This window comes from uncultured Draconibacterium sp. (genome assembly GCF_913060805.1).
In the GTDB taxonomy this organism is placed as follows: Bacteria; Bacteroidota; Bacteroidia; order Bacteroidales; family Prolixibacteraceae; genus Draconibacterium.
The window spans coordinates 98,055-120,459 of the sequence record NZ_CAJXTC010000016.1; the positions used below are offsets into that span (position 1 = coordinate 98,055).

At 41.3% G+C, this 22,405-nt stretch carries 20 protein-coding genes and 2 riboswitches; of the genes, 17 read left to right on the forward strand and 3 right to left on the reverse strand.

Annotated features, from left to right (window positions below):
* Nucleotides 1-50: 50 nt before the first annotated feature.
* A complete protein-coding gene (locus QZ576_RS11630; protein ID WP_297097308.1) occupies nucleotides 51-491 on the reverse strand; it encodes an Hsp20/alpha crystallin family protein in 441 nt (146 codons plus the stop codon).
* Nucleotides 492-1,138: 647 nt separating this feature from the next.
* Between QZ576_RS11630 and truA the strand changes: the two genes are divergently transcribed.
* Nucleotides 1,139-1,900 (forward strand): tRNA pseudouridine(38-40) synthase TruA, encoded by a 762-nt coding sequence (gene truA / locus QZ576_RS11635; protein ID WP_297097311.1) that lies wholly within the window; start codon nucleotides 1,139-1,141, stop codon nucleotides 1,898-1,900.
* On the opposite strand, the gene QZ576_RS11640 is transcribed toward truA, so the two are convergent.
* On the reverse strand, nucleotides 1,881-2,756 hold the full coding sequence (locus QZ576_RS11640; protein WP_297097313.1) for an AraC family transcriptional regulator: 876 nt from the start codon (nucleotides 2,754-2,756) through the stop codon (nucleotides 1,881-1,883). The two genes, truA and QZ576_RS11640, sit on opposite strands and share 20 nt — an antisense overlap.
* A gap of 348 nt (nucleotides 2,757-3,104) precedes the next feature.
* Between QZ576_RS11640 and QZ576_RS11645 the strand changes: the two genes are divergently transcribed.
* The 7 genes from QZ576_RS11645 to QZ576_RS11675 all read left to right on the forward strand — a co-directional run bounded on the left by QZ576_RS11645 (nucleotide 3,105) and on the right by QZ576_RS11675 (nucleotide 10,978).
* A complete protein-coding gene (locus tag QZ576_RS11645) occupies nucleotides 3,105-3,998 on the forward strand; it encodes a dihydrodipicolinate synthase family protein (protein WP_297097315.1) in 894 nt (297 codons plus the stop codon).
* A 3-nt stretch (nucleotides 3,999-4,001) separates the two neighbouring features.
* Nucleotides 4,002-5,483, forward strand: a complete 1,482-nt coding sequence (locus QZ576_RS11650) for an aldehyde dehydrogenase (NADP(+)) (protein WP_297097317.1) — start codon at nucleotides 4,002-4,004, stop codon at nucleotides 5,481-5,483.
* A gap of 28 nt (nucleotides 5,484-5,511) precedes the next feature.
* On the forward strand, nucleotides 5,512-6,528 hold the full coding sequence (locus QZ576_RS11655; protein ID WP_297097318.1) for a 4-hydroxyproline epimerase: 1,017 nt from the start codon (nucleotides 5,512-5,514) through the stop codon (nucleotides 6,526-6,528).
* A gap of 6 nt (nucleotides 6,529-6,534) precedes the next feature.
* Nucleotides 6,535-7,779: an FAD-binding oxidoreductase gene (locus QZ576_RS11660; RefSeq protein ID WP_297097321.1), complete on the forward strand. Its 1,245-nt coding sequence runs from the start codon at nucleotides 6,535-6,537 to the stop codon at nucleotides 7,777-7,779.
* A gap of 287 nt (nucleotides 7,780-8,066) precedes the next feature.
* A riboswitch (cobalamin riboswitch) is annotated at nucleotides 8,067-8,269 on the forward strand.
* A 70-nt stretch (nucleotides 8,270-8,339) separates the two neighbouring features.
* Entirely contained in the window at nucleotides 8,340-9,146 is an 807-nt protein-coding gene (locus QZ576_RS11665) for an ABC transporter substrate-binding protein (protein ID WP_297097323.1), read from the forward strand.
* Between the two features lie 19 nt (nucleotides 9,147-9,165).
* The gene (locus tag QZ576_RS11670) at nucleotides 9,166-10,176 is read left to right on the forward strand and encodes an iron ABC transporter permease (protein ID WP_297097325.1); all 1,011 of its coding nucleotides are present in this window, start codon (nucleotides 9,166-9,168) and stop codon (nucleotides 10,174-10,176) included.
* A 1-nt stretch (nucleotide 10,177) separates the two neighbouring features.
* On the forward strand, nucleotides 10,178-10,978 hold the full coding sequence (locus QZ576_RS11675; RefSeq protein WP_297097327.1) for an ABC transporter ATP-binding protein: 801 nt from the start codon (nucleotides 10,178-10,180) through the stop codon (nucleotides 10,976-10,978).
* Between the two features lie 11 nt (nucleotides 10,979-10,989).
* On the opposite strand, the gene QZ576_RS11680 is transcribed toward QZ576_RS11675, so the two are convergent.
* On the reverse strand, nucleotides 10,990-11,148 hold the full coding sequence (locus QZ576_RS11680) for a hypothetical protein (protein ID WP_297097328.1): 159 nt from the start codon (nucleotides 11,146-11,148) through the stop codon (nucleotides 10,990-10,992).
* A 264-nt stretch (nucleotides 11,149-11,412) separates the two neighbouring features.
* Nucleotides 11,413-11,629: riboswitch (cobalamin riboswitch) on the forward strand.
* 79 nt (nucleotides 11,630-11,708) lie between these two features.
* Between QZ576_RS11680 and QZ576_RS11685 the strand changes: the two genes are divergently transcribed.
* The 9 genes from QZ576_RS11685 (at nucleotide 11,709) to cbiB (ending at nucleotide 20,859) form a co-directional block, all read left to right on the forward strand.
* Nucleotides 11,709-13,643: a TonB-dependent receptor gene (locus tag QZ576_RS11685; RefSeq protein ID WP_297097330.1), complete on the forward strand. Its 1,935-nt coding sequence runs from the start codon at nucleotides 11,709-11,711 to the stop codon at nucleotides 13,641-13,643.
* A 17-nt stretch (nucleotides 13,644-13,660) separates the two neighbouring features.
* Nucleotides 13,661-14,965 (forward strand): PKD domain-containing protein, encoded by a 1,305-nt coding sequence (locus QZ576_RS11690; RefSeq protein ID WP_297097332.1) that lies wholly within the window; start codon nucleotides 13,661-13,663, stop codon nucleotides 14,963-14,965.
* Nucleotides 14,966-14,968: 3 nt separating this feature from the next.
* Complete coding sequence (locus tag QZ576_RS11695) at nucleotides 14,969-15,361, forward strand: DUF4430 domain-containing protein (RefSeq protein WP_297097334.1); 393 nt, start codon at nucleotides 14,969-14,971, stop codon at nucleotides 15,359-15,361.
* A 124-nt stretch (nucleotides 15,362-15,485) separates the two neighbouring features.
* Nucleotides 15,486-16,004, forward strand: coding sequence for a bifunctional adenosylcobinamide kinase/adenosylcobinamide-phosphate guanylyltransferase (gene cobU / locus QZ576_RS11700; protein ID WP_297097336.1), 519 nt, complete (start codon nucleotides 15,486-15,488; stop codon nucleotides 16,002-16,004).
* A gap of 92 nt (nucleotides 16,005-16,096) precedes the next feature.
* Entirely contained in the window at nucleotides 16,097-17,101 is a 1,005-nt protein-coding gene (gene cobT, locus QZ576_RS11705; protein ID WP_297097338.1) for a nicotinate-nucleotide--dimethylbenzimidazole phosphoribosyltransferase, read from the forward strand.
* Between the two features lie 64 nt (nucleotides 17,102-17,165).
* A complete protein-coding gene (locus tag QZ576_RS11710; protein WP_297097341.1) occupies nucleotides 17,166-17,927 on the forward strand; it encodes an adenosylcobinamide-GDP ribazoletransferase in 762 nt (253 codons plus the stop codon).
* A complete protein-coding gene (gene cobC / locus QZ576_RS11715; protein WP_297097343.1) occupies nucleotides 17,924-18,472 on the forward strand; it encodes an alpha-ribazole phosphatase in 549 nt (182 codons plus the stop codon). Before QZ576_RS11710 ends, cobC begins: the two co-directional genes overlap by 4 nt.
* Nucleotides 18,465-19,940, forward strand: coding sequence for a cobyric acid synthase (locus QZ576_RS11720; RefSeq protein ID WP_297097345.1), 1,476 nt, complete (start codon nucleotides 18,465-18,467; stop codon nucleotides 19,938-19,940). Before cobC ends, QZ576_RS11720 begins: the two co-directional genes overlap by 8 nt.
* Nucleotides 19,933-20,859 carry an adenosylcobinamide-phosphate synthase CbiB gene (gene cbiB, locus QZ576_RS11725; protein WP_297097347.1) on the forward strand — a complete coding sequence of 309 codons (927 nt, stop codon included), beginning with the start codon at nucleotides 19,933-19,935 and terminating at the stop codon, nucleotides 20,857-20,859. The genes QZ576_RS11720 and cbiB overlap by 8 nt, the downstream gene beginning before the upstream one ends.
* Nucleotides 20,860-22,405: the final 1,546 nt, after the last annotated feature.

A 22,405-nucleotide genomic window follows, 5' to 3' on the forward strand; every position in this document is an offset into this window, starting at 1 on the left:
CTATAAAAAAAATGTCGCCCAAAATTATTGAGCGACGTTTAAAATAATCACTAAGAAATTTTAATTTGCCTTTCCGGCTGCGGTTTTACTTCATCGCGTTTTGGCAGCACGATATGTAAAATACCGTTATCGTATTTTGCTGAAATCTTTTCGCCTTGAACGGCGTTTTCGGCAACGGTGAACGAACGTTGGAACGATTGATAACTGAACTCTTTGCGTGTGTAATTCTCTTTTGTTTCCTCTTTTTCGTTTTTCCTTTCCGAAGAAATGGTGAGCACGTTATTTTTAAAGTTCACGTTAAAATCGTTTTTGCTCATTCCCGGAGCGGCAACATCGATAACAAAATCGTCGTCGGTTTCTTTTACGTTAACTGCCGGTAACGAAGTGTTTGTGCTCGAAAAATTCGAGTGATCCCAATCCATCAATTCATTGTTGAAAAACCTGTCAAAGACTGATGGAAAATACGGTTCGTTTCTTCTTGCTAATTTCATGACTTTATCCTCCTTTAACTTTATGGTTAAACAATTCATTGAACTTTCGCTAACTAAAAATCAAAAGGTATACCAAGCCTTAATTTCTGAAAATATTTCAGTGTTAGCTGTCTGGTTGTCAGTTGGTTTGATGGTGGTTTTTGAATGATATTGAAAGTCAATATTTTGGAAAATGTCAAAAATTCAGTTTAGGTCTGTTATTGTTAAACAACATCTTTATTGCTCTTGTATTTAATGAATTAAAGCTTTAATTTTAATAAATTAAGTTGATCGCCCTGTTTGACGGGCCGCCAAATTAAAACAAACAATGAAAAAGTTTTAGCTCCATTAATTGAAAAGTAGATGTAATAAAAACGGATACTTGTTGGAGGATTAAAACTTGCATTTATAACAGCACAATTAGCATTAGAAACTCAAGGGATAGGATTGAAAAAGTTAATGAATACTTTCAAAAACTTTTAGGCTTCGTTCTGAAGTCGCGTGTTTGGGGTTAACTGGGGCCGCCTCTCTGAATAAGAGAGGCGGCTATTTTTTGCAGAAACTTATATTGATTTTTGGTCCCGACGCTATTGTCGGGATCTCGACCAGCAAAGCGGGTCTCAACTTCCAACTTTTTCTGTAATTTTACGCCCTGATAAACGAGAACAATGCCACAACGCTATTTTTTACAACTCAGTTACAAAGGAACTAACTACCACGGATGGCAAATTCAGCCGAATGCTATTTCTGTTCAGGAGGCAATGGAAGACGCATTATCAAAAATTCTGCGCGAGAAAATAGCCGTGGTTGGTGCCGGACGAACCGATACCGGCGTGCATGCTTCGTTTTTTATCCTGCATTTCGATTCTGAAAATGGTATTCCCGAAAATCTGGATATCGTTTATAAGCTCAACAGCTTTTTACCTTCGGATATTGCTGTGCAAAAAGTGTGGCCGGTTGATGAGGATGCACATGCGCGTTTTAGTGCAACCTCGCGCACGTATCATTATTTTATTTCCACCGAAAAAGCTCCGTTTGCCACTGAAACGAGTCATAAATACTTGAAGCCACTTGATGTGGAAAAAATGAACCAGGCAGCACAAACGCTTTTTAACTACACCGATTTTACCAGTTTTAGTCGATTGCATACCGATGTAAAAACCAACAACTGCAAAATTATGCAGGCCGAGTGGACGAAGTGTGGAGAGCGATTACAATTTACAATAAAAGCCGATCGGTTTTTGCGTAATATGGTACGCGCCATTGTGGGAACTTTGCTGGAAGTAGGGCAGGGCAAACTGAGCATCGAACAGTTTTGTGAAATTATTGAAAAACAGGATCGTGGTGCAGCAGGAGCATCAGCACCGGCGCAAGGTTTGTTTTTGGTCGATATAGATTATCCTGATTCGATTACACAGAACCGCCCTTAATCTTTTTGCGGTATTGTAATGGTGACACGCCGTTGATCCGTTTAAACTGACGATTAAAATACGAGATGCTGTTGTAACCGCATTCAATGGCAATATTTCCAAAACTCTCGTTACTTCCGGCTATTAATTTACCAGCATATTCAATCCGCATATCATTCAGGAATTCAGAATATGCTTTGCCGGTTCTTTGTTTAAAATAGCGGCAAAACGAGTTGGGGGTCATATTGGCAACATCGGCAAGTTGCCCCAGATTTACTTCGTTACGGAAGTTTTTAGACAGAAAGTTAAAGACCACATTAATGCGTTCGTTATCCGATTCGCGGGTTGGCGTGCGATAACTCACCGAAGAAAGTGTGCGCAAATCTTTAGAGTTTGCAAAGGTATTGAGAATACTCAATAGTAATTGAAAGCGTTTAAAACCATCGGCATCGGGACACTGTTTTATCCATTCAATCAAATCGTTTTTATCCGGCCCGTCGATTTTAATTCCCATCGATGCTTTGTCGAGAAGGTGTTTTATGTGCAGCATTTCCGGGATTTCGAAAAACTGGTTGCCAAATGTTTCGTCTTTAAAAAACAGCGAAATACTTAATACTTCCAGGTTGCTGTCGGGATGGTAATAGGTTTCGTCGCATTTGGTTACATGAGGCACATTTTTCCCAATAAAAAACACGTCGCCCGGCTGAAAACGTTCCACATGATTTCCTATAAAACTGGTGCCTTCACCTTTTTCTATATAAGTTATCTGGTGCTCGGGATGATAATGTATGGTATCATAAAACCACGCTCCATCATCAATTTGGAGCCGGAAAGAGTTTCCTCCTGTCTTTGGAATTACAAAACGTACTGCCTTCATTTTATATCGATCAATGTATATTTCTTATTACAACATCATTAATAATTCTATTTGACAGATTGCTCTTTCAAAAAATGATTTTTAGGATTTTACCCCGTCCCTGAAGGGAGAAATCCCAAAAATCAATCTGGTTCCCTTTAGGGTGTAGGGTAGAACAGATTGATTCTGCCAATCATTCATGAATCTGTCAAAGTAGAATTTGAAAATTGTTCTCAATTACCATAATAATATCCTGTAGAACCTTAAAAGGGTAAAATAGTTCAAAAAATGGTTAAAATAAGAAAATAAAAAGGTGTTTAACTCCTTTAAATTTGCTTTTATAAATAGTCATCAAATAAATAAGAAAATATGAGACCAACATGGACAGGGGTTTATCCCGCAGTAACAACAAAATTTAAGGAAAACGGAGAGCTGGATATTCCGGCATTTATCAAGAACATCGAATTCCAGATTGAATCAGGAGTTTCGGGAATTATTATCGGTGGTTCGCTGGGTGAATCAAGCACTATAAGCAACGAAGAGAAAGTTGAGTTAGTAAAATCACTTCAGCCGTATCGCGAACAGGTGCCGGTAATTATGAACATTGCCGAGTCGAGCACAGTAAATGCTGTTGAGGCAGCAAAACAGGCAGAAGCAAATGGCGCCGATGGTTTGATGTTGCTTCCACCGCTTTTATACAAAGCCGATGCCGATGAAACAGTGGAGTATTTTAAAACTGTAGCCGAAGCAACTTCATTACCAATTTTGTTGTACAACAACCCGGTTGATTACAAAATTGAGATTACAGTGCCGATGTTCGAGAAACTAAAAGATACACCGAATATCGAGGCAGTAAAAGAGTCTACCCGCGACCTTACGAACATTACACGATTAAAGAATGCTTTAGGCGATCGTTTTAAAATTCTTGGCGGTGTTGATACACTTTGCTTGGAGTCGCTGTTGTTGGGTGGCGACGGTTTGGTGGCTGGTTTGGTTTGCGCTTTCCCAAAAGAAACAGTGGTATTGTACGAGTTGGCCAAAGCCGGAAAAATTGATGAAGCACTGGAATTGTACCGTTGGTTTATGCCGCTTTTCGAAATGGATATCCACGCGAAACTGGTGCAGTACATCAAACTTTGCGAGGTCTACACCGGTATCGGAACTGAATATGTACGCGCTCCACGAAAAATGATCACCGGAGCAGAACGCGAATCGATCATTGCGACCATTGAACACGCTTTGGCAAACCGTCCAAAATTTTAGAGTATGGCAGAATTGAAAGACCAAATTAATGAGATAATGTTGGAGGCTTCAGAAGCCTTCAACGTGTATAAGAAAGTTTCTGCGGAAAAGCGATCTGCTTTTTTGCGGACTATCGGAGAGGAGATCATGAATATTGGCGACGAATTGGTGGAAACCGTAATGGCTGAATCCAATTTGCCGGAAGCCCGTGTTCGTGGAGAACGTGGTCGTACAGTTGGTCAGCTGAATAAGTTTGCCGACCTGATAGACGAAGGATCGTGGTGCGAAGCTACTATTGATGTTGGTGATCCGGGGCGCGAGCCACTGCCAAAACCTGATATTAGAAAGAAACTGGTGCCGCTCGGGCCGGTTGTGGTTTTTGGCGCCGGAAATTTCCCGCTGGCATTTTCTGTTGCCGGTGGTGATACTGCCTCAGCTTTGGCCGGAGGAAATCCGGTGGTTGTTAAAGGCCATCCTGCTCACCCAAAAACAGGAGCGTTGGTGGCAGCTGCTATTGAAAAGGCGGTAGAAAAATGCGAGTTGCCTTCCGGAACTTTTGGTTTTATCGATGATGCAAGTTACGAATCGGGACAGCTGCTGGTGAAACATCCGGTTACAAAAGCTGTCGGATTTACCGGCTCGTATCAAGGTGGAATGGCACTGGTAAAACTGGCTGCTGATCGTGAAGAACCAATCCCTGTCTTTGCCGAAATGGGAAGTATCAATCCGGTAGTTGTAATGGAAGAGGCGCTTGCTAACGATCATGCAACAATTGCCTCAAAACTGGTTGCCTCAGTAAATCTTGGAGCGGGTCAGTTTTGTACCAATCCCGGATTGTTGATCACAACAAAAACAGAAGGCTACGAAGCTTTTGTGGAAGAACTGGCAAAAGAAGTTGCAGCAACCAAAGGTTCTCAAATGTTTAGCACTTCGGTACTTCGAAATTACGAACTGAACAAGGATAAAATGTTCTCGCACTCGGAAGTGAAATTGCTTGGAACAGGAATCGGCGAAGAAGAAACGGGAAATGTTCCTCTCGCGCTTGCAACGGTTTCGGGAGCTGATTTTATAAAAAATCCGCATTTGCACGAAGAGGTTTTTGGCCCCTTTAGTTTGTTGGTGGTTTGCGAAAATAAGGCTGAACTCCTTGATGTGGTAACCGGCTTAAAAGGCCAGTTAACGGCTACAGTTCATGCCAAAGAAAGTGAGTTACCCGACAACCAGGAAATTGTTGATGCCTTGCTCGAAAAATGTGGACGACTGTTACTAAACGGAGTTCCAACGGGCGTTGAGGTTTGTGCAGCTATGCAGCACGGTGGGCCTTTCCCGGCAGCGAGCGATTCTCGTTTTACTTCGGTTGGTGTGAGTGCCATAAAACGTTTTGTTCGTCCGGTGGCTTTCCAGGATTTCCCTGACAGTTTATTGCCGGCCGAGCTGCAAAACAGCAACCCGCTAAAAATTTGGAGAGTAGTGAACGACACGTGGACTAACGCCGCGGTTAAATAGTATAGTTATGATTTTATAGAATCTGACAATGACAAGAAGATCATTTTTTTGTATCGATGGACATACCTGCGGCAATCCGGTGCGGGTAGTGGCCGGTGGTGTTCCCCGATTAAAGGGGAAAAGTATTTTTGAGAAACGCGAGCATTTCCTCGAGGAATACGATTGGATTCGCACAGGTTTAATGTTCGAACCCCGTGGGCACGAGCAAATGTCGGGGAGTTTTATTTTTCCACCAGAAAATCCGCATAACGACGCGGGAATTCTTTTCATCGAAACAAGTGGTTGTTTGCCCATGTGCGGGCACGGAACCATTGGTACAGTTACCATTGCCGTTGAGGAAGGTTTGATTGTGCCGCATACACCGGGAACAGTTCGTTTGGAGACGCCTGCCGGTTTGGTGTTGGCACATTATAAACAGAATGAAAAAGGCAAAGTAACATCGGTGAAAATCATCAATGTTCCGTCGTTTTTATATGCCAGAAATCTAACCGTAGAAAGTCCTCATTTGGGGGAGTTGACTGTTGATGTGTCTTACGGTGGTAATTTCTATGCCATTGTTGATGAGCAGCCTAATTTCTCGGGATTGCACAATTTTACTGCAGACGAGTTGATCACTTTCAGCGGTGCAGTTAGAAAAGGCCTGAATGAAAAATACAGTTTTGTACATCCGCAAAATGAAAAGATCAGTGGTTTGAGTCATGTACTCTGGACCGGAAATACCAAAAGCGAAGAAGCCGACGCGCGTAACGCCGTTTTTTATGGCGAAAAAGCGATCGATCGTTGCCCGTGCGGCACCGGAACTTCAGCACGGATGGCGCAGTGGTTCTCGAACGGAAAACTCCAGTTGGGCTCTACTTTCCTGCACGAAAGTGTAATTGGTAGCCAGTTTATTGGTACCGTTGAGCAGCAGCAAAAAGTTGGCGATTTCGATGCCATTGTTCCGGGAATTGAAGGCTGGGCAAAAGTTACAGGTTACAATCATATTATTATCGACGATGAGGACGATCCTTATGCACACGGATTTAGGGTGGTAGGAAAACTATAGCGAAAGATGAGCAAGAAAATTATTGTTATTGGAGCGGGAGTGATAGGTTTGCATTGTGCCTATTATTTGAACGAGGCCGGGTTTGAGGTGGAAGTTATTGAAGCCGGCAGCGAAAACAATGAAGATGGTTGTTCGTACGGAAACTGCGGACTGCTGGTGCCAAGTCATTTTGTGCCGCTGGCGTCGCCCGAAATGTTGCGCTCCGGATTGAAAATGATGCTCGACCGAACCAGTCCCGTTTATCTTCCGCCGGGTAAAAATATTTCCTCGCTCCCTTGGTTTTTTAAGTTTATTAAAGCTGCGAACAAAAAATCGGTTGCCCGCGCAATTCCAACTTTGTACAAACTGAATGATGAAAGTCGAAAGTTGTACGAAGAGTTAAGCGCTCAAAATAAGAACCAAAGTGGCTTCACGAACAAAGGACTGCTAATGGCTGCAACAACTGAAAAAGGTCTGGAAGAGGAAGTTGCTTTGGCCAAAATTGCCAAGGATCTTGGAATTAAAACGCAGCTGCTCGATCAACAACAACTGAAAACCATTGAACCGGAAATTGATTTGCAAGTAGCCGGAGCAGTACTATACAAAAGCGATGGGAATGTATCGCCGGAAGGACATTTACGTTGGCTGAAAAGTTACTTAAAAGCTGGTGGCATTGTATTTCGATACGATACCTCTGTTAATCGTTTTCAAGTTGAGAAAGGAAAAATCAAAGCAGTGGACACCAGTTTTGGAAAACTGAATGCAGATGAGTTTGTGTTGGCAACAGGATCCTATTCGGCAAAACTGGTCGCTTCTGTTGGTGTTAAAGTCCCGGTAATTTCCGGTAAGGGTTACAGCTTCGATTTGCAAAAAGACCGACTGAAATTACAAACACCTCTGATTTTAACAGAAGCCAAAGTGGCTCTGACTCCTTTTGAAAATACTGTGCGTTTGGGTAGCGGAATGGAGTTCAACGGAACCATCGGAGATATCTCATACAACCGGGTTCAGGCGATTATCAACCGTACACAAAAGGCATTGCCAAACATGGAAAAACTGGATGCCAAAAAACTGGACATCTGGGAAGGATTAAGGCCGGTTACACCAACCGGAGTTCCAATAATTGGCCGAACTAACAAGTACAATAACCTGCTTGTGGCAGCAGGTCATGCCATGATGGGCGTAAGTCTTGGCCCAATAACAGGAAAAATTATTAGTCAGTTGGTAGTGGGCGAAAAACCCGATTTCGACATGGATCTGATGAGCATATAATCTTGACATGTAATGTTTGGTTAAATTGGATTGTTTAGAAAACATTTTTATGTTGAGTGAACTTTTTAATGTAAGTAACTGCTGCCGTTTTGTACCCCTAAATCCCCTAAAGGGGACTTAAGCCTCCCTCTTTAGGGGAGGTTTGGAGGGGTGAAACAAAGAAAGGCTGTATATTTTAAGTGTTTTTTCTTCGTTATGCTTTTTGAATAACTTTTTCCAAGCGCACTTTCTTCTCCTCAAAAACACAAAAGAAATCAGAAAACTTTCCGGCAGAAAAGATTCTGCTTATATTTGTCGGCGAGTTTGGTTCGATGGTTTATAGCACTATAAACACGATGAAAAGGGAATCCGGTGTAAATCCGGAACTGTACCCGCAGCTGTAAATCCTGAAACTGATCATTACTCACGCCACTGTCGGTTCAGCCAATGACGGGAAGGCAATGATCAAAGGGGATGAGTCAGAAGACCTGCCAACAAAATGGATGAACGAACTTCGGGAACAAAGTTTCGGGAATCAATCTATTGATTTCTGCACCTGATTTCCTGTTAATTTAAAACGGATGAAAATTAAAATACTCGTTGTATTGATGCTTGCCGGTTTTTCGGTGCTTGCACAGGATGTTAAACGCGTAATTTCGCTGGCACCGTCGATTACCGAAAATATTTACCTGGTTGGCGGAAAAGATAAACTGGTAGGATGCACGAGCTATTGTGTGCAGGCTGTTAGCGATGGAATTGAAGAAATAGGCTCAACAGTAGATGTAAATGTGGAGAAAATTTTTGCGCTTCAACCCGATTTAGTGCTCACCATGAAGTTGACAAAAGCACAGGATATTGCAGCTCTTGAGAAATTGGGTATTCGTGTTGAAGTACTGGAAACACCGGTGTCGTTTGACGAAATTTGTGAACAAACACAGCAAATTGCAGAACTTATTGGTTGCGAAGATCAATCGACAGAAGTGGTTGCAAAAGCCCGAAAAACTGTTGCCGAAATTCAGGCGAAATCAAAACAATTACCTCCTTCAAAAATATTTTTTCAGATCGGTGCCAATCCGGTATTTTCGGTGTTGGACAATACTTACATGAACGATTTTATTCTGTTATGTAATGCAACGAATATTGCGTCCGGCTTAAAGCACGGTACCTTAACGCGTGAAAGTGTATTGCTTAAAAATCCCGACGTGATAATTATTGCTGAAATGGGTGGTTTTGGTAACGAGGAACAGAAAGTGTGGAACAGTTACGAAGGCATGGAAGCCGTGATAAACAACAAGGTTTTTCTGATCTCTTCCGAAACATCGTGTAGTCCAACGCCGGCAAATTTTGCAAGTGCACTGACAGATGTTTACCGTTTTATAAGCGAGTAAATCCAATATTAAGAGACGAATGAACAGCAAATATTTAAAATGGATACTTTTTTTAGCCGCACTTTTGGTGTTGTTGCTAGTATCTGTTTTGTTGTCGTTATCGGCCGGAGAAATTAAAGTGTCGCTGTCGCAATTGCCACAAATTTTGTCGGATAAAGGCAGTATTGAATACACCGTTTTAGCAAAGATCCGTATCCCCCGAATTTTAATGGCCATTGGTGTTGGTGGAGCGTTAAGTTTATCGGGAGTGGTGTTGCAGGGCATTTACCGCAATCCACTGGTTGAACCCTATACGCTGGGAATTTCCGGTGGTGCAGCGCTGGGAGTGGCTGTCGCCATTGTTTTCGGACTAAATACTTTGAGCTTCTTTTCGCTTCCTGCATTTGGTTTTCTGGGGGCGCTTGTTACACTTATCGTCGTTTATTTATTAAGTATAAAACGTGGCGGATTAAGTATTAACAGTATGTTACTGATTGGTGTGATGGTGAGTTTTGTGTCTTCATCGGCCATGATGTTTCTGATGTCGATTTCTACCACCGAAAACCTGCATAACATTGTTTTTTGGGTGATGGGGTCGCTGGATGAATCAAACAATTCGCTGATTGCAATTGCTTTTTATTCGTCGCTGGCCGGGTTGGTAATTTCATACTTTTTTGCACAAACACTAAATGCACTTCGCCTGGGTGAAGTAAAAGCAAGGCATCTTGGAATTAACACCGGAGTAGCGATAAAATTGCTGTTTTTTGTGGCTTCATTACTAACGGGAATTGCTGTGTCGGTGGCCGGAGTTATCGGTTTTGTTGGTTTGGTAATTCCACATTTAATCCGACTGATTATCGGCAACGATTACCGTGTCTTGTTGGCCGGATCGTTTATGGGAGGAGCTATCTTCTTGATTCTTTCCGATACAATTGCCCGAACCATTATTTCTCCAAATGAACTACCGATTGGTGTAATAACCGGTTTTGTTGGTGGATTGGTTTTTATTATTGTGTTGAGTCGCTCAAAATCACATTTCAAACTGAATTAGCATGGAACAGTTTTTTCAAATATCAAATTTTTCGTGCGGATACCCGGGGAAGTTTATTCTGGAGGATATCAATTTTTCAGTGGCAAAAGGTGATTTTGTGGGAATTATCGGACCGAATGGTTCAGGAAAAACTACTTTGTTCAGGGGAATATCAGGAGAACTTCCTTCGCTGAAAGGAAAAATGGAGTTGAACGGAACGGACACCAAAAAAATGGGTTTGAAACAGCGCGCCCAAAATATTGCCATTGTTACGCAGACCATTGAAATTGGCAGTATGACGGTGGAAGAATATGTGTTGATGGGGCGGATTCCATATCACAAACAGTTCCAGTTTTTCGAGACGAAAGAAGATTTTGCCATTGCCGAAAAATACATGAAGTTAACCGGTGTTGACAAGCTGAAAGGTAAGTATATGAACGCTTTGAGTGGCGGTGAGCAGCAGCTTGCAGGAATCGCCCGTGCTTTAACACAGGAACCGGATCTGCTTTTGCTTGACGAGCCAACTTCGCATTTAGATATCACACACCAGGTACAAACATTGAATCTCATTCGTAGGTTAAGTCGCGAACTGGGATTAACGGTTCTGATGATTATTCACGATCTTAACCTGGCCGGAGAATATTGTGACTCGCTAATTATGATGCAGGAAGGACATATTCGTAAAAAAGGTCTGCCGGTTGAGGTGCTTAATTATGCCGATATTGAAGCAGTTTACGAAACGGTTGTTGTGGTGCGTACCAATCCCATCTCAAATAAACCAGTGGTATTTTTGGTATCGGAGGAGGTTATCGAAAAAAGTTGATTGCCGAAAAATTATCGCACGCGCACCGGTTGATAAACCAACATGGTTTGCATGGTGTCAAATTCCAACGGCTCTTCGCGTTCAATTTCCCGGATAAAACGAGTCATTAAATTGTTACGTTTAATCGTATTTCTGAATTCTCTTCGATTTTTTCTGTTTCTTATTTTCATCTCTGTAGTTTTTCTGTTTCAGCAGCTGTAAACAACTTCTGTGCAATTATTTAGTGCATTTTGATTTTTTCAGGAATTTTAAAGTTTTTTAGAATATTCGGCGCAGTGCTAAATCTATCTTAATTCATAATTTACTATTGCGAGAGTCGTGTAAAAATCAGTTATACAGGTATTTGAGTAGATGTATTGAGTGCTGTTAATAAGTCAATACAATTTCCTGTGTATCTTTTTCAATAAAATTATTGTTGTTAAAAAATGTGACTATCTTTGTCGGTGAATTTAGGTTCTTAAAATTTCTGTATCAGAAATAAGATGAAAAGGGAATCCGGTGAAAAACCGGAGCTGTACCCGCAGCTGTAAGTCCTATCCGTCGGTTGACGGATCGTGTTATTGAACCATAAGCCACTTCCCGAGGGATCGGGGGGGAAGGCATCAATAACCGGGATGAGCCAGAAGACCTGCCATAAATTCAACAGTATAAATTAAGCTTCGGGATAAAAGCTTGAGAAATATCATCCGTATTTTTCACTGATTTATCCAAAGCTCCTTAAAAGTTGTGAATGAGGAGGTTTGTAGTATTTGGAATCGTATTGTGGGCGCTGGCTCAAAATGTAGCGGCGCAGCAGCCGTTTACCGTGTTCGACACCGTGCAGGTAGAAGAAGTGGTGAGTTATGGAAAGCTTCAGAAATACCAGTCGGGAGCAAAAATCGAACGCATTAATGCCCGGCAGTTTTCGCTGGCGCAGGATGGAAATCTGGAGCAATTGCTTTCACGTAGTTTGCCCATTGCCTTTAAAACCAATGCAGGCGGTTTGGCAACTATTCGTATCCGTGGTTCGGCACCCGATCATACCAGTTTTAATTTTGGCGGCATAAATATTAACTCGCTTACGCTGGGCCACTCCAATGTAAATAACGTTCCCATTTTTCTGTTCGATAATATTGGTGTGCAGTTTGGTAGCGCCAGTTCGGTAAATGGTTCGGGGAGTATTGGCGGAGCCATTCATTTAGGTTTGCAAAATAACTGGACCGACGGTTTTAAGGCCGAAGCACGAATTGCAAACGGCTCGTTTGGTGAGCAACTTTACGGCACAAAACTTTTCTGGGGAAACGGAAGGTTTGAAGCGGTAACACGTGCTTATTATTATGCGAAAACCAATGATTTCAAATTCATGAACCCCAATTACCGCGATTTTGAAAACGACATTTTTGAAATTGAAGATACGCAGCACAATGCAGATATCGAAAACATGGGACTTCTGCAGGAACTGAATTATAAGTTCAACAAAGACGAGTTCTTCGTTTTTAATGTTTGGCTGGAGAAAGACTGGCATCTGGTTCAGCAAAATATGCAAACCAACCTGAGTAATCCGGATTTGCGCGAAGAGTACAAGGACGATCATGTGCGCATTTGGACAGGTTATAAAAACCGTAAAAATCCTTTCAAATTCGAGATTAACGGCGGATATGTTTATGACAACGCCGTTAGCGACGAAAACACTTCCGACACCATTTCAACCCAACGCATAATTGGCGAGGCATTTATCGAACACGATTTTTCGCCCAATGCTAGCTACAAAGCCGGAGCAAAAGCTACCCGAATTTATCCCTCGGTTTATGCCTATTCCGAATCGTTGAAACACGAGGATCGGGTAGATTTATATGCTTCGTACTACCAACGTTTTTTTAGCCGTTTAACCGCAACTCTGAATTTGCGTTACGGTTATGTTACCGATTTCGATGTGCCCTTCACTCCGTCGTTTGGACTGAACTACCTGGCGCTTTCAAAAGAAAAGTATGTGCTTCGGTTTACCGGAAATGTTGCACGTAGTTATCGTGTTCCAACATTTAACGATCGCTTTTGGGTGCCCGGCGGAAATCCCGATCTGAATCCTGAAAAGGGAATGAGTTACGAATTTGGATCGAAGTGGAGCTACTGTGTTGGAGACGTTTCCGGAAATGTAAAACTGAATGCTTTCCTGATGAATGTTGACGACTGGATTTTGTGGAAAAACGGTGGTTCTTACTGGTACGCTGCAAATGTGGAGAATGTACAAAGTAAAGGACTGGAGTTTATGACCGATTGGAATTATACCATTTGGGGATTGAAAGCAAATTCGGGACTTAACTACACTTACACTTCTGCAGAGCGAAAAAAGTCGCAGAACAATACCAATGCGCTGAATCGTCAGTTGGAATATGTTCCGCTGCACGCCGGTAATTTTTTCACAACGGTAGCTTATAACAAATTCGATTTTACAATCGACGGAAGTTACACCGACGAGCAATTTACCGACGAGGAGCAGAAAAATATTCTCGACGCTTATTTTCTGATGAATGTGGCTGTTGGTTACAATTGGAAAATCGACAGCCAAAATCAAATTCGAATTAACGGAATGATCAACAATGTGCTGGATACCAATTACCAGTCGAGTTGGGGCTATGCTATGCCCGGCATCGCTTACCGATTAAGTATTACATATAAATTCAAATAAAAAACAAACTACAAAAAATGAAAAACCGATTTAAAATTTTAACGTTTTTGGCGGTGTTGGCACTTGCCTTTACTGCTTGCGATGACGATGATCCGGCAACTGTTGTAGCCGGTTTTACCTACGCTCCTGAGGAGAATATTCAGGCGGGAGATACCGTGTTCTTTACCAATACATCGGTAGATGCGGCGAGTTACGAGTGGAGATTTGGCGACAATGAAACTTCAACAGAGGCCGATCCTTTTCATATTTACACCGAACCGGGTATTTATGATGTTACACTTATTGCAGTGAACGGTGGGGTGAGCAATACAATCACTCTCCAGGTTAATGTTGACGCATCACTGGCATACATTGTTAATGCGGGTAGCTGGTCGGGAGATAAATCGACCATTACAGCCTACAATAAATATACTGATGAGGTTGTCAACAGTTACTACAACTCTGTAAATGGATTGGATATCACTTCAAACATTCAGTTTGCCTACAACTACAATGGTAAGATTTATATGACGGGGAATACTGCCGATCAGATTTTTTGGGTTGATGCAAAAACATTTGAGCAGACTGAAAATGGAATCACCGATCAAATTGTAGGACCTCGTAACTGTCAGGCGCTGGGCGACTACCTGTATGTTTCATGCTGGGGAGGTGCAGTGTATGCCGATCCTACTCTTTCGTACATAGCCAAAGTGGATTTAACTGCCGGAGAAGTTGTAAGCACAATTCCTGTGCATTATGGCCCTGAAGGTTTGGCTATTGTTGGAAACAAATTGTACGCTGCATTGAATTATACAAATCAGGTGGCGGTAGTTGATCTGGACACAGAGGAGGTTTCATACATCGATCTTCCTGAAGGCAACATTCCTTCGTATTTTGAAAAGGATGATCAGGATAACTTGTACATCAATCTGGGTGTTGCATATGGCGATGAGACCACACTAACCGGAATTGGTTATATCAATACTTCTACCGATGAATTTGAAGCCAAATACGATTTAGAAGGAGTAAGCAGTATGAACTACGTTGATGTTTTCGAGTTTAATGATGACTTCTCAAAATTATATATCGTAACCACCGGTGGTTACGGAATGCCTGGTGGAGTGTCTGTTTTCGATGTCGCATCAAAAAGTTTCGAAGTTGATAAATTCATCGATGGAGTGAATGGATTAAACGGTTTGGGATACTACGATAATAAACTGTTTTGTTTCTTCTCTGACAATGTAACTTCAAATGGTTCAGTGGTAACATACTCACCAGACGGAACAGAACTAAACGAGTTTGAAACAGGTATTGCGCCATTCATGCTTTTAGATGCTGAATAGGCGATGTATAAACTAAAAATATTTTGCCTAAATCTGCTGCTGGCCTGCTTTTTCGGATTATCGGCTTTTGCCGGCAACGGAGATAAGGTTACTGTTGAAATAGATTTTGGATCGTTGAATCATCCAAAACTGAAAATCGAGACAAATTGGAAAGAAGGGCTTTCTGCTTTGGAAGCCCTCCAGTTTGTTGCGGAAGTAAAAACGCACCCCATGGGGCAATATGTTTTTGTCGATGCAATTGATGGCGTTAAAGGCGAGCCGAACAAAAGTGTTTGGTATTACAAAATTAATGGCGAGCCGGCCAAAAAGATTGCCATCGACCAGCCCCTTGAAAGTGGTGATAAAATAACCTGGATCTATAAACAAGACGTTTGTAGTCCGAAGAAAGGTGAATAGCTATATGAACACTTATAGCAGTTTCTGCCGTAAGTGTGGCACTCAAAGCACATGATAATGATTCTTACCCCTGGTCGCGTACCGGGGGTTTGACTTTTTGTAAGTACTGAGACAATTTTAAAGAATGGCACAAATTACATTTATAACAGGCGGTCAGCGATCAGGAAAAAGCAGCTTTGCACAAAAACGTGCAGAAGAAAATTCGGATGCACCGGTGTATCTGGCGACTGCACACATTTGGGACGAAGATTTTCATCGACGGGTAAAACGCCATCAGTCCGATCGTGGCGACCAGTGGCAAACCATTGAGGAGGAGATTGAAATCAGTAAACACAACCTGAGCGGGAAAACAGTTATGCTTGATTGTATTACGCTTTGGCTGACCAATATTTTTTATCAGAACAAAAATGACGTAGACGCCAGTCTCGAAATTGCCAAACGAGAATGGGATAAATTTATTAATCAGGACATGCAGCTTTTTGTGGTAAGCAACGAATTGGGAATGGGCGTTCATCCTGAAAATGAAATTGCCCGCAAGTTTGCCGATCTGCAAGGCTGGATGAACCAGTACATTGCCAAATCGGCTAACGAAGTCTATCTGCTAGTTTCCGGAATACCGGTTCAAGTAAAAAGTAGAAAGTAAAAAGGCAAAAGTTAAAGTTTGTGTCTTTGAGACTTCGTGTTTAAAATTAGTATCTGCGCATATCCGCGTAATCTGCGAGAAAAAATAAAACTATGACATTAAAAGATCAACTACAACATAAAATCGATAACAAAAGCAAGCCACTCGGTTCGCTTGGATTACTCGAAAAACTGGCCCTGCAAATCGGGCTGGTACAAAATACACTGTCGCCCAAAATTGAAAAACCGGCGCACCTTGTTTTTGCAGCCGATCATGGTTTGGCCGACGAAGGCATCAGTCCATACCCAAAAGATGTTACCTGGCAAATGGTAATGAATTTCTGTGCCGGCGGTGCATCGATTAACGTTTTTTGCCGCCAGAGCGAAATGGAGTTAAAAGTTTACGATGTGGGCGTTGACTACAATTTTGCCGACGAATTTCCGGTGATAAATGCAAAAGTTGCAAACGGAAGTCGTAATATGCGAAAAGAACCGGCCATGACCATTGAAGAATGTAAAGCAGCCATGGAAGTTGGTGCTAAAGCTGTTCGCGAACAGGCTGCCAAGGGCTGCAATACCATTGGATGTGGCGAAATGGGAATTGGGAACACTTCGCCTTCGTCGTTGTTGATGCACAAATTTACTGGCTTTCCTATGGAAGATTGTACCGGACGCGGCTCGGGTTTAGGAGATCAGCAGGTAGATCGTAAAACAAGAATCCTAAAAGAAATTGCTGAGAAATACGATCCAAATACTCCTGAAGAGATTTTGGCAACATTCGGAGGACTTGAAATTGCTGCTATAACGGGAGCTTATTTGGAAGCAAAAAAGCAAAATATGCTGATTCTTATCGATGGTTTTATTGCTACTGCTGCAGTGCTTACTGCAATACAAATGGAGCCGGCTGTAAAAGATAATTGTATCTTTTGCCACAGTTCCGACGAAAAAGGACACAAACTGATGTTGGAGCATCTTGGCGCAAAACCGTTGTTGCAATTAGGAATGCGACTGGGCGAAGGAACCGGAGTTGCAGTTGCGATGCCTTTGATACGTTCGGCAGTTAATTTCCTAAATGAAATGAGCAGCATGGACGCCGCCGGGATTAGTAACAAAGATTAAATTTGAAGTTTGAAAGAGGAAATGGACTTTATCCCTTTGCTCTTTGCTCTCTGCTCGTGGCTATATGAAAAACGAATTTAAAATATTTCTCACGGCCCTGATGTTCTACACGCGAATCCCCGTTGGACGAATTGAAGGCTGGTCGGAGAAAATGCTAAATAAATCAACGCGCTACTTTCCTGTAGTTGGATGGATTGTGGGAGGAGTTGGAGCATTGATTTATTTTATGTTTGGAGCAGTATTGCCCGTTACGTTGGCTGTAGCGCTAAGTATGGTGGCCACAATTTTGCTGACCGGTGCCTTTCATGAGGATGGTTTTGCTGATTTCTGTGATGGTTTTGGTGGCGGCTACACGCCCGAAAGAATTCTGGAAATAATGAAAGACAGTCGAATCGGCACTTACGGAACGGTTGGACTATTGTCGGTTTTGGCTATAAAATTCCTGGCCTTGTCGCATGTCGATGCAATACGAATTCCTTTCATTTTAATTGCCGGTCATGCGCTGAGTCGTGTTTTTCCGGTGTTACTCATTTATTCTTCCGTATATGCAAGGTTGGATGCAAGCAGTAAAACCAAACCTGTTGGGAAAGCTGATTCTTTATTTTCATTGTTATTTGCACTTATAACCGGAGGATTGTCATTGTTATTTCTCAACTGGCAGGAAAGCGTTTTGGTTATTTCCGTTTTGCTCATAGTAACCTTTTTCTTCCGAAATTATATCACACGCAAATTAGGCGGGTATACCGGCGATATTTTGGGCGCCCTGCAGCAACTATGCGAAGTCGTTTTTTATTTGTGTATTCTTGCTTATCAAAATATGAGATGAAGATTTACGCGATCAGACATAGTAGCGTTGCTGTAAACCCCGGCATTTGTTATGGGCAGACGGATGTTGATGTGGCTAGTTCGTTCGACGAAGAACAACAACGCCTGTCGAAAGAATTAGAGCAGATAAGTTTTCATTTCATCTGGTCGAGCCCATTGTTACGTTGTAGGAAACTGTCCGAAAGTCTATTCCCGAATATTGATATACATTTTGATCCGCGTTTAAAAGAATTGAATTTTGGTGACTGGGAGATGTTGCCCTGGGATGAAATTTATGTTCGACCTGACGGAAAAATCTGGATGGACAATTACCAAACCTTGCCAACGAAAAACGGCGAATCGTACCCGGAAATGGTGGAGCGCGTTTCAGCTTTTATCCGTGAAATTGAAAAATTGAATGTTGAAAATATTGCCGTTGTTGCGCATGCCGGAGTAATCCGCATTTTAAAAAGTGTGATTGAAAATATACCCATTTCTGAGCTATTTGAAAACTTTAAACCGGCGTACGCCAGTAATACCGTATTCGAAATAAATAAGCATGATTAAAACAAAAACATACCGCCCGATAATGTTTGTCGGCACCGGCTCCGATGTCGGTAAAAGTGTTGTTAACGCAGGTTTCTGCCGCATTTTTAAACAGGATGGTTTAAGTCCGGCGCCTTTTAAAGCACAAAACATGTCGTTGAATAGTTATCCCACTGCGGATGGTTTGGAGATCGGTCGTGCACAGGCTGTACAGGCTGAGGCTTGTGGCATTGATTGCCGTGTGGAGATGAATCCGGTGCTGCTAAAACCAACCGGTTACATGGATTCGCAAATTGTACTCAATGGAAAACCTTGGGCGAATAAATCGGCAAAAGCTTATTTTAACGAAACCGATCGCGATTTTCTTTTTAACGAGGCGATAAATGCTTTTTCGCGGTTGGAAAAGGATTTTAATCCGATAGTTGTAGAAGGTGCTGGAAGTATCTCGGAAGTGAACCTTTGGGAAAAAGACATTACCAATATGCGGGTAGCTGTTGAGAAAAATGCTGCGACTTACCTCATTGCTGATATCGACAAAGGCGGTGTTTTTGGTAGTGTTTACGGTACGATGTTGCTATTGCCTGAACAGGAACGAAAACAGGTGAAAGGTATCATCATCAATAAATTCCGGGGAGATATTTCGTTGTTTGAAGATGGTGCAAAAAAACTGGAAGAACTTTGCGGTGTACCGGTAGTCGGCATTATTCCGCATTTTCGCGATATTTATATCGATGATGAGGACTCGGTGGTGGTCGACAAAAAGCAGTTTAAGGCCGTTGAAGGAAAAACAAATATTGCGGTGATTTTGCTGCGGCACATGTCAAACTTCACTGATTTTAATTTTCTGGAGCAATTACCGGAAGTAAACCTGTTTTATGCAGCATCACCCGAAGATATTAAAGAGGCCGATATTGTGATTCTGCCCGGCTCGAAAAATACCATTTCTGATATTCTGTTTCTCCAAAAACAGGGAATGGCAAATGCTGTAAAAAAAGCGCACGAACAGGGAAAGGCGGTTTATGGAATTTGTGGCGGCTTTCAAATGATGGGAGAGTGGATTTCTGATCCAAACCATGTGGAAGGCCAGATTGAAAAAGTTCCCGGTCTTGGAATTTTGCCGGTCGAAACAATTCTCACCGAAGAAAAGGTAACAGAACAATGTACTTTTACTTTTCAAAATAGTGAGGAGGGAAAGGGCTATGAAATTCATATGGGCGAAACTGTCGCTGCTCTGGAAAGTCCGGCTTGTATGGTAAATGGTACTAAACGGGATGGATATTACCTAAATGAACGAACCTGGGGAACATATATTCACGGCATTTTTGATAATATAAGCGTAGTTAACCGGATTTTGAAAGAATCAGGAAAGCAGGTTTCAACTCAACTGGATTTTCAGCAATTTAAAGAGACACAATACGACAAGCTGGCCCAACTGATCAGGGAAAATGTAGATATGGAATACATTTATAAATCGATGGAAATTGAATGAACATCTTGACCTGATTATCCCGCTTCTGGCGGGTTTTGCACTCGACTGTCTCATTGGTGATCCACATTTTCTACCGCATCCTATCCGTTTGTTTGGCAAGGCAATTGCTGCAGGTGAAGCAAAATTAAACCAGGGTAAAAACAGAAAACTAAAAGGCGCGCTGCTGGCTTCAGGGCTGATTCTTAACACTTATTTTGTTCTTACATTGGGATTAGCGGTTCTGTCCGCTTATCAAAATCTGTACCTCGTCGTTTCTTCTATTCTGGTTTTTTATGGATTGGCTAATCGTTCGCTTATTCAGGAATCATTACGGGTAATCGTAAAATTGGAGAGGGAAGGATTGGAAGCCGGCCGTCAACAATTATCAATGATCGTTGGGCGTGAAACAGCACAACTAAACGAAAACCAGATCAGAACAGCGGTTTTGGAAACCCTGGCCGAAAACCTTAGTGACGGTGTTATTGCTCCACTTTTTTTCTATTTCATCGGTGGAGTACCCACTATGTTTGCTTACAAAATGGCGAATACCCTCGATTCAATGATCGGCTATAAAAATCAGCGTTGCAAGGATTTTGGCTTTTTTGCTGCAAAGCTGGATGATGTGCTAAATTTCATACCTGCACGATTAACAGCAATTTTAATGGCTGTTGTAAGTTTTAACCTACGGGCGATCAAATTCATCTTTAAATACGGCAGGAAACATTCAAGTCCGAATGCCGGATATCCTGAAGCCGCGTTGGCCGGGATATTAAATTGTCGTTTTGGCGGCCCAAACCGTTATCATGGCGTATTAGTTGAAAAGCCTTTTATAGGAGAGAATCCAAGGCCGGTATCTGTGAATGATGTTTACAAAGCTTGCGTAATCAATGTGGCTGTAACACTCGTGTTTATCGGAGTTTTCATTTTGTGGTTAGTGTGAAATAAAAAAGGACGGGTCAACACCCATCCTTTTCGTCTAACTAAACCAATAAAACTAATCAAACCTAAACTTATGAACTAAAACTTATGCTACAAATGTAGGGCGTTTCGATCAAATAAATATTACCCAAATGTTAAGTCGGGCCGAATCTAATTGTAAATATTTATCAACGATAGAGGTTGTTTATGTCTTTCAAATGGTAGAAAAACTATCAAAAAGAAAATGTAAGTGTAAAAATGCGGCAAAAAGACATGGGGCTTTTGAGAAGGGGAAATAAAAAAAGGACGGGTCAACACCCATCCTTTTCACTAACTAAACCAATAAAACTAATCAAACCTAAACTTATGAACTAAACTTGTATGACAAATGTACGGTGAAAATCTGAGTTGGAGGTTATCCGAATGTTAAAAAATGTGTTCTACAACATATTTTAAATCTATCAGGACTTAAGTAAAATCTATTGTGAGATTTGCGATCGGGGCTGAATGCCTTTATTGATATAGTGTTTGGTATATAAAATAAAAAAGGACAGGTCAACACCTATCCTTTTGTCTAACTAAACCAATAAAACTAATCAAACCTAAACTTATGAACTAAAACTTATAGTACAAATGTAAGGGGTTTCTTCGAGATAAAAGTTAATCTAATGTTAAGTGATCAAATATCGTATTGTTATTATTTATGAGTGATAAATGTCGTCTATTGCAAACGTTTGCGGAATAAAATGTAAAAAAGAAATTATAAGCGTGTTGAGGCTGACAAAAAGATATTGAAGTTTTAATTTTTGCCAATAAAAAAAGGACGGGTCAACACCCATCCTTTTCACTAACTAAACCAATAAAACTAATCAAACCTAAACTTATGAACTAAACTTGTAGTACAAATGTAAGGTGAATACCTGGATCGGAGGTTACTGCAATGTTAAAATATGTGCTCAATAACATGTTTTAACTTTATCAATCATCAATCAAATCGATTAGATATTAATTGGTAGGCTTCTAAAAGCCAGTATGTCAATATTATATGTGTTCGTGAGACGTTGTTCTGAAGTGTAGGAAATGTATTTTGGGAAGGCGTTTGTGTTATTCTGGATGTTAAATACGTATTAAGTCAGTAGAAAATATATTGCCATTTTCAATTTGGCAACCGGTTTTACTAATCATATTAACTTATCACAAAATGCCAGTGAGCGGCTGAAGAATTTAGAATCTTATAATGATATTGATCCTGGTAGAACTACGAAAGAACCAACTTAAAATTTAAGAAACGAGTTAGCTCAATTTTTCTTTCTGCAATTTCGGAGATAAGAATATTCTCAAAATATACTTTAAAGAAAGATGAATGGATTTAGATCTTTTGCCTGGGAAAATGTCCGGGAGGAATAATCTGTTTACGAAAAATGTAATTTGTGGGTGAGGTGATATTCTGACGTCGTTTAGAGTTGTAATGGGTATAAAATAAAAAAGGACGAGTCAACACTCATCCTTTTCACTAACTAAACCAATAAAACTAATCAAACCTAAACTTATGAACTAAAACTTATGCT